Source organism: Streptomyces sp. NPDC059564 (assembly GCF_042735575.1).
GTDB lineage: Bacteria > Actinomycetota > Actinomycetes > Streptomycetales > Streptomycetaceae > Streptomyces.
Genome location: NZ_JBHWBP010000344.1, coordinates 1 through 8146, shown reverse-complemented (window position 1 = coordinate 8146; position 8146 = coordinate 1). Strand labels below are relative to the sequence as shown.

At 71.9% G+C, this 8146-nt stretch carries 6 protein-coding genes and 1 pseudogene; 6 read left to right on the top strand and 1 reads right to left on the bottom strand.

What is annotated here, in order from left to right; genetic code table 11:
- Positions 1–23 precede the first annotated feature (23 nt).
- Positions 24–1451 carry a cytosine permease gene (locus tag ACFV0Q_RS34430; RefSeq protein WP_385010880.1) on the bottom strand — a complete coding sequence of 476 codons (1428 nt, stop codon included), beginning with the start codon at positions 1449–1451 and terminating at the stop codon, positions 24–26.
- A gap of 157 nt (positions 1452–1608) precedes the next feature.
- On the opposite strand from ACFV0Q_RS34430, the gene ureA reads away from it, so the two are divergent.
- The 6 genes and pseudogenes from ureA to ACFV0Q_RS34400 all read left to right on the top strand — a co-directional run.
- A complete protein-coding gene (gene ureA / locus ACFV0Q_RS34425) occupies positions 1609–2337 on the top strand; it encodes an urease subunit gamma (RefSeq protein ID WP_385010878.1) in 729 nt (242 codons plus the stop codon).
- A gap of 47 nt (positions 2338–2384) precedes the next feature.
- Positions 2385–4067, top strand: coding sequence for an urease subunit alpha (locus ACFV0Q_RS34420; protein ID WP_385010881.1), 1683 nt, complete (start codon positions 2385–2387; stop codon positions 4065–4067).
- Between the two features lie 26 nt (positions 4068–4093).
- Positions 4094–5131 carry an agmatine/peptidylarginine deiminase gene (locus ACFV0Q_RS34415; RefSeq protein ID WP_385010876.1) on the top strand — a complete coding sequence of 346 codons (1038 nt, stop codon included), beginning with the start codon at positions 4094–4096 and terminating at the stop codon, positions 5129–5131.
- Between the two features lie 38 nt (positions 5132–5169).
- The gene (locus tag ACFV0Q_RS34410; protein WP_385010874.1) at positions 5170–5790 is read left to right on the top strand and encodes a TetR family transcriptional regulator C-terminal domain-containing protein; all 621 of its coding nucleotides are present in this window, start codon (positions 5170–5172) and stop codon (positions 5788–5790) included.
- Between the two features lie 313 nt (positions 5791–6103).
- On the top strand, positions 6104–7726 hold the full coding sequence (gene cimA, locus ACFV0Q_RS34405) for a citramalate synthase (RefSeq protein ID WP_385010873.1): 1623 nt from the start codon (positions 6104–6106) through the stop codon (positions 7724–7726).
- A gap of 98 nt (positions 7727–7824) precedes the next feature.
- Positions 7825–8146: pseudogene (locus tag ACFV0Q_RS34400) on the top strand (hypothetical protein); the annotation flags it as partial.

Genomic DNA, 8146 nt, shown 5'->3' with positions numbered 1-8146 from the left:
CCCGGGCCTTCGTACGTACGGGACTAGGCGACCGCCGGCTCCTCCGCCGGCTCGGCCGCGGGGGCCGCGGCGGGGGCGCGGCGGGCGGTGAGGGCCGTGTACACGAGGCCGCCCGTCAGGCCGGAGAGGACGAAGGAGCAGTCCACGCCGCCGGTGAGGGCGAGCAGCGGGCCCTCGTAGAAGGGGGTGGTCACGGCCAGGAGGCCGACGCCGGCGCCGATCGCCCAGGAGGCGGTGGCGGACACGTTCCAGCCGGCGCGGTACCAGTAGATCCCGCCCACCGAGCGGCGGTTGAAGACCTGGAGGGCGTCGGCGTCGTACTGCCCGCGGCAGCGGACGTACCCGATCAGGGTGATCACGGCCCAGGGGGTGCCGATCGCGGTCAGCAGCAGCACGAACGAGGTCATCGCGGACTGCACGTCCCACTCGAAGGAGCCGACGAAGACGAAGGCGGTCGCGACGACGGCGGCGATCACGGTGGCCTTGGTACGGGTGGCCTTCGGCACGATGGCGTCGAGGTCGAGGCCCATGGAGTAGAGCATCAGCCCGGCGTTGCCCACCGAGCCGGCCGCGGCGGCGGCGAGCAGCGGGACCAGGTACCAGAACGGCGCGGCGGCCACGAGCGGTCCGGCGTACTCGGTCCCGGCCCGGGCGGCGAGCGCGGTGTAGGTGCCGAACAGCTGCGGTACGAGCAGGCCGATCAGCAGGCCGAAACCGGTGGCCCAGAACACCTTGCGGGAGGTGTGCCGGCGCGGGGAGATGTAGCGGGTGTAGTCGCCGAGCAGGGTGATGAAGGCGACGGGACCGCTCAGCCCGGCGGCGACGGCCGCCAGCAGCCAGGTCGGCCAGAAGGAGCCGAGCAGGTACGCGGTGTCCGGCGGGGCGGCGCTGGTGAAGTCCGGGGCGTAGGCGTAGACGCCGACGGCCAGCAGGATCACCATGCCGATGGACAGGAGCTTGCTCATGCGCAGCAGCAGCCGGTAGCCGAAGACGGCCCCGACGACGGTACAGGCGGCCAGGACGCCGTACATCGCGGCCCGCGTGAGCCCGGTGTCGGGCAGTCCGGTGAGCCGGGACAGGACCCCGGCCATCACGTCGCCGCCGATCCACAGGGTGAGGGCGGTGTAGCCGAGCGAGAGCAGCAGACCCACCACGGATCCGACGAGCCGCCCCCGTACGCCGAACTGGGCCCCGCTGGAGGTGGACAGGTTGGTCGCGGTGCGCAGGGAGACCAGCGCGAGCGGCGCGGTGAAGGCGATGCCGACGAGCGTGCCGGTCACGATGGCGGTGACCGAGGGCACCAGCCCCAGTCCGAAGGACGGGGGCAGCCAGCCGAAGACGATGACGCCGAGGCAGAGGTTGGAGCCGAGAAGGATCGAGATCAGGTCACGGGGACCGCTCGTCCGCTCCTCTTCCGGGATGGTGTCGACTCCGCGCTGTTCGATGGGCATGGGGGGACTCCCTTGGCAGGGCGGGGGGTGGTTGCGCATCTGTTTGAGCGACATTCAATGTGACCTAAGCCCTGGTCCCAGGTCAATGATTCCTTGAAAGCAGATGAAGAGTTAGAGTGATGCTCTAACCCATCGACTCAAAAGGTGGTGGATCGGCGTGCGGCTGACCCCTACGGAACGTGACCGGCTGCTGTTGCGCAGTGCCGCGGAACTGGCCAGGGCCCGGCGGGCCCGGGGCCTGCGGCTCAACGTCCCCGAGGCCACCGCGCTGATCGCGGACACGGTCTGCGAGGCCGCGCGCGACGGCAAACGGCTCGCGGAGGCCATCGAGGAGGCCCGCGGCGTGCTGGGCCCCGACGACGTGCTGCCCGGCGTGGCCGACGTGGTCACCGAGGTGCACGTCGAGGCCGTCTTCGACGACGGATCCCGGCTCGCGGTGGTCTCCTCCCCGATCCGGGGCGCGGTGTCGCTCGGCGACGACGCCCCGGGCGCGGTGGTACCGGGCCCCGGCGCCCCCCAGCCCGAGCCGGTCCTCCACCTGCGGGTGCGCAACACGGCCTCCGTGCCGGTCAGCGTCACCTCCCACTTCCACTTCTTCGAGGCGAACCCCCGGCTCGACTTCGACCGGGCCGCCGCCTACGGCATGCGGCTGTGCGTGCCCGCCGGCTCCTCCGTACGGTTCGACCCGCACGGCGAGGGCGAGGTCGGTCTCGTCCCGATCGGCGGCGACCGCATTGCCGTCGGCTTCGCGGGCCTGGTCGACGGGCCCCTGGACGCCCCCGGCGCCAAGGCGGAGGCCCTGCGCCGCGCCGCCGCCTGCGGCTACCTCGGCGTCACCGCCGAGGACACAGCGACCCCCGACATCGCGGACGGAGACCAGGCGTGAGCAAGAAGACCCCCCACAGCGACCACTGCGCCCCGGGCAGCCGGCACATCGACCCGCACGAGTACGCGTCCGTCTTCGGCCCCCGCGCCGGGGACCGGGTCCGGCTCGGCGACTCCGGGCTGACCGTCCGCGTCGAGTACGACGCCCAGAAGCCCGGCGACGAGTTCCTCGCGGGCTTCGGCAAGACCGCCCGCGACGGCCTGCACCTCAAGGCCGCGGCCGTCCGCGAGACCTGCGACGTCGTGATCAGCAACGTCCTGGTCATCGACGCCGTCCTCGGCATCCGCAAGGTCTCCATCGGCATCCGCGAGGGCCGCATCCACGCGATCGGCCGGGCCGGCAACCCGGACACCCTCGACGGCGTGGACGTCGTCGTCGGCACCGGTACGAGCATCGTGTCCGGCGAGGGCCTGATCGCCACCGCCGGAGCCGTGGACACCCACGTCCACCTGCTCTCCCCGCGCATCATGGAGGCCTCCCTCGCGGCGGGCGTCACCACGATCATCGGCCAGGAGTTCGGCCCGGTCTGGGGCGTCGGCGTCAACTCCCCGTGGGCGCTGAAGCACGCCTTCAACGCCTTCGACGCCTGGCCCGTCAACATCGGCTTCCTCGCCCGCGGTTCCTCCTCCGACGCGGCCCCGCTCGTCGAGGCGCTGGCCGAGGGCGGCGCGTCCGGCTTCAAGGTCCACGAGGACATGGGCGCCCACACCCGCGCCCTGGACACCGCTCTGCGGGTCGCCGAGGAGTACGACGTCCAGGTCGCCCTGCACAGCGACGGCCTCAACGAATGCCTCTCCGTCGAGGACACCCTGCGCGTCCTCGACGGCCGCACCATCCACGCCTTCCACATCGAGGGCTGCGGCGGCGGACACGTACCCAACGTGCTCAAGATGGCGGGCGTGCCGAACGTCATCGGCTCCTCCACCAACCCCACCCTGCCCTTCGGCCGGGACGCGGTCGCCGAGCACTACGGCATGATCGTCTCCGTCCACGACCTCAAGCCGGACCTCCCCGGCGACGCCGCCATGGCCCGCGACCGGATCCGCGCCGGCACCATGGGCGCCGAAGACGTCCTGCACGACCTCGGCGCGATCGGCATCACCTCCTCCGACGCCCAGGGCATGGGCCGCGCGGGCGAGACCATCCGCCGCACCTTCGCCATGGCCGCCAAGATGAAGGGCGAGCTCGGCCCGCTCGAAGGCGACGGCGAGGGCGACGACAACGCCCGCGTCCTGCGCTACATGGCGAAGCTGACCATCAACCCGGCCATCGCCCACGGCCTGTCCCACGAGATCGGCTCCATCGAGGTCGGCAAGCTCGCCGACATCGTGCTGTGGCGCCCGCAGTTCTTCGGCGCCAAGCCGCAACTGGTCCTGAAGTCCGGCTTCCCGGCCTACGGAGTCACCGGCGACCCCAACGCCGCCACCGACACCTGTGAACCGCTGGTCCTCGGGCCGCAGTTCGGCTCGTACGGAGCCACGGCCGCCGACATCTCCGTGGCCTTCGTCTCCGCCGCGGCCGCGGCCCTCGGCTCCGACGAGATGCCCACCCGCCGCCGCCGCGTCGCCGTCCGCGGCACCCGCGGCATCGGCCCGGGGAACCTCCTCCTCAACTCCCGGGTGGGCGCGGTCGATGTGGACGCGCGCAGCGGACTCGTCTCCCTCGACGGGGAACCGCTGCGCTCCGAAGCGGCCGAATCGGTCTCCCTCAACCGCCTGTACTTCTTGTAAGTCGGCTCTGCCCTTAAGGACCCGCCATGACGATCAAGCCCGCCGACGCCGGCTTCCGGATGCCCGCCGAGTGGACCCCCCACGAGCGCACCTGGATGGCCTGGCCCAGCCCCAACCCGACCTTCACCAACGAGCAGGAGCTCGCCGAGGCCCGCGAGGCCTGGGGCGCCGTCGCCCGCGCCGTCCGCACGTACGAGCCCGTGACCCTCGTCGTCTCCCCGGGCGACGCGGACAGCGCCCGCGCCATCGTCGGCGGCGACGTACAGCTGGTCGAGCGCGAGCTGGACGACGCCTGGATGCGCGACATCGGCCCCACCTTCGTCACCAACGACGCGGGCGAACTGGCCGCCGTCGACTGGACCTTCAACGGCTGGGGCGCCCAGGAGTGGGCCCGCTGGGACCACGACGAGAAGATCGCCCGGCACGTCTCCGACCTCGCGGGCACCCGCACCTTCAGCACCCGCCTGGTCAACGAGGGCGGCGCCATCCACGTCGACGGCGAGGGCACCGTGCTGCTCACCGACACCGTGCAGCTCGGCGACGGCCGCAACCCCGGCTGGACCCGCCAGCAGGTCGAGGCGGAGATCCACGCCCACCTCGGCACCACCAAGGCCATCTGGCTCCCGTACGGCCTGGCCGGCGACTACGGCACCTACGGCACCCAGGGCCACGTGGACATCGTCGCCGCCTTCGCCCGCCCCGGCGTGGTCATGGTCCACACCCAGCCCGACCCCGCCCACCCCGACCACGAGCGCTGCAAGACCATCGCGGCCATCCTGCGCGCGTCCACCGACGCCCGGGGGCGGCAGCTGGAGGTCGTGGAGGTCCCGGCGCCGACGGTGCTGGAGGAGGACGGCGAGTGGGTCGACTACTCCTACATCAACCACTACCTCTGCAACGGCGGCGTCGTCCTGTGCGCCTTCGACGACCCGCGCGACGAGGAGGCCGCCGAGATCTTCCGCGGTCTGTTCCCCGAGCGGACCGTGACCCTCGTCGACGCACGTACGATTTTCGCCGGGGGTGGCGGTATCCACTGCATCACCCAGCAGCAGCCGAAGGTCTGATCCACGGACCGCCGGCGTACCTCGTGAAGGAGTGGCCCATGGTGGCGGGTGGAGTACCGGTACGGGCGGCGCGCAAGAACGCGCCCCCGCGCGAGGACGTACTCGTCGCCGCCATGGCCACGATCGCCGAGCGGGGACTGGAGGGCCTGACCATGGCCGGCCTCGGCCGGCAGGTCGGCATGAGCAGCGGCCACCTCCTCTACTACTTCGGCAGCAAGGACGAGCTCCTGCTGCAGACCCTGGAGTGGAGCGAGGCGGCCCTCGGCACCGAGCGGCGCGCCCTGCTGTCCCGGCCCGGAACGGCACGCGAACGCGTACGGGCGTACGTGGACCTCTACGTGCCAGACGGCCCCCGGGACCCGCACTGGACCCTGTGGCTGGAGGTCTGGAACCGGTCCCAGAACGCCGGACCCCAGGAACGCGAACGCCAGGCCGCCATCGAGGGGGCCTGGCACCGCGACCTGGTCGCCCTTCTCGCCGAGGGCATCTCGCGCGGCGAGTTCCGGCCGGTGGACGCCGACCGCTTCGCGGCCAGGCTGCGGGCCCTGCTCGACGGGTTCAGCATCCAGCTGGCCGTCGGGCTGCCGCTGCTCTCCCGCGGGGACATCCTGGAACACGTACGGGAGTTCCTCGCCGACGCGCTCACCCCGCAGGGGTGACCACGGCCCGGCGGGGGCCTGACCGCATGCTGAGACCGGCGTCCACGGACGCCGGGCGGTGTGGCACACTGCGAGCGTGCCTGCTCAGCTCATGATTATGGACAGCAGCGCGCCGGTCCTCTGTGACCGCTGAAACCGTGGAAGACCTTCGCGGCAGCGGCCACCGTGCCTCAGACCCGCGCGCAGACCTCTCGCACCCGCGAGGGGTCTTTTCGTTTCCCGGCGTAAAACGCACCGGAGCGGCAGCGCGCGATGATGGGGGCAGTGGATCCCGGGATTCCGGAACCACTCATCCGACAGGAGTCAGATCAGCATGACGACGCCAGAGGCGACTGAGCCGACAGAGGCACTCGACGACAGCTTCCACGTCTTCGACACCACCCTGCGCGACGGCGCCCAGCGTGAGGGCATCAACCTCACGGTCGCGGACAAGCTGACGATCGCGCGGCACCTCGACGACTTCGGAGTCGGCTTCATCGAGGGCGGCTGGCCCGGCGCCAACCCCCGCGACACCGAGTTCTTCGCGCGCGCCCGGGCCGAGATCGACTTCAAGAACGCCCAGCTCGTCGCCTTCGGCGCGACCCGGCGCGCGGGCGGTTCGGCCGCCACGGACCCCCAGGTCCGCGCCCTCCTGGAATCCGGCGCCCCGGTGATCACCCTCGTCGCCAAGTCCCACGACCGGCACGTCGAGCTCGCGCTGCGCACCACCCTCGAAGAGAACCTGGAGATGGTCCGGGACACCGTCGCCCACCTCGTCGCCCAGGGCCGCCGCGTCTTCGTCGACTGCGAGCACTTCTTCGACGGCTACCGCGCCAACGCCGAGTACGCCAAGTCCGTGGTCCGCACCGCCCACGAGGCCGGCGCCGACGTCGTCATCCTCTGCGACACCAACGGCGGCATGCTGCCCGCCCAGGTCACCGCCGTCGTCGCCACCGTCCTCGCCGACACCGGCGCCCGCCTCGGCATCCACGCCCAGGACGACACCGGCTGCGCCGTCGCCAACACCCTGGCCGCCGTCGACGCGGGCGCCACCCACGTGCAGTGCACCGCGAACGGCTACGGCGAGCGCGTCGGCAACGCCAACCTCTTCCCGGTCGTCGCCGCGCTGGAGATCAAGTACGGCCGCACGGTCCTCCCCGAGGGCGCGCTCGCCGAGATGACCCGGATCTCGCACGCCATCGCCGAGGTCGTGAACCTGACCCCGTCCACGCACCAGCCGTACGTCGGTGTCTCGGCCTTCGCGCACAAGGCGGGCCTGCACGCCTCGGCCATCAAGGTCGACCCCGACCTGTACCAGCACATCGACCCCGAGCGGGTCGGCAACACCATGCGCATGCTGGTCTCCGACATGGCCGGCCGCGCCTCCATCGAGCTCAAGGGCAGGGAGCTCGGCGTCGACCTCGGCGAGGACCGCGCGCTGATCTCGCGGGTCGTCGAGCGGGTCAAGGAACGCGAGCTCCAGGGCTACACGTACGAGGCCGCCGACGCCTCCTTCGAGCTGCTGCTGCGCGCCGAGGTCGAGGGCCGGGCCCGCAAGTACTTCCGTACCGAGTCCTGGCGGGCCATCGTCGAGGACCGTCCCGACGGCACCCACGCCAACGAGGCCACGGTCAAGCTGTGGGCCAAGGGCGAGCGGATCGTCGCCACGGCGGAGGGCAACGGCCCGGTCAACGCCCTGGACCGCGCCCTGCGCGTCGCCCTCGAACGCTTCTACCCGCAGCTCGCCAAGTTCGAGCTGATCGACTACAAGGTCCGCATCCTGGAGGGCAAGCACGGCACGGAGTCCACGACCCGCGTCCTGATCGCCACCACGGACGGCACCCGCGAGTGGTCCACGGTCGGCGTCGCCGAGAACGTCATCGCCGCCTCCTGGCAGGCCCTGGAGGACGCCTTCACCTTCGGCCTCCTCCACGCGGGCGTCGAACCGGCCGAGTAGTTCCGGCATCGGCGGCGGCCGTGGCCGCGGTGGCGGTCCGGTGGGGGGCTTATGTCCAGCTCACACGGGAAAGTGGCGGTTCGGGTAGCGTCGTAGGCATGAGGACCAGGCTGACTTCCGTACGCTTCCGACCGCTGCTGGCCGGTCTGCTGCTGGCCCTGTCGGCGACGGCTTTCGTGGCCGCCCCGCAGGCGTCGGCGGCCACCGGGGTGTCCGCCGTCGGGGAGGCGCTCAAGACGGGCCCGGTCTACGTCGACCCCGGCGCCCGGGCCCAGCTCTCCCAGGACCAGGCCGACGCGCTGGCCAAGAAGATCAGGGACGCCGGGAAGCCGCTGTTCGTGGCCGTCCTGCCCACCTCGGCGGACGTCCCGCAGGACAAGGTGCTCGGCGCCGTCCGCCCCGAGACCGGCGTCACCGGGC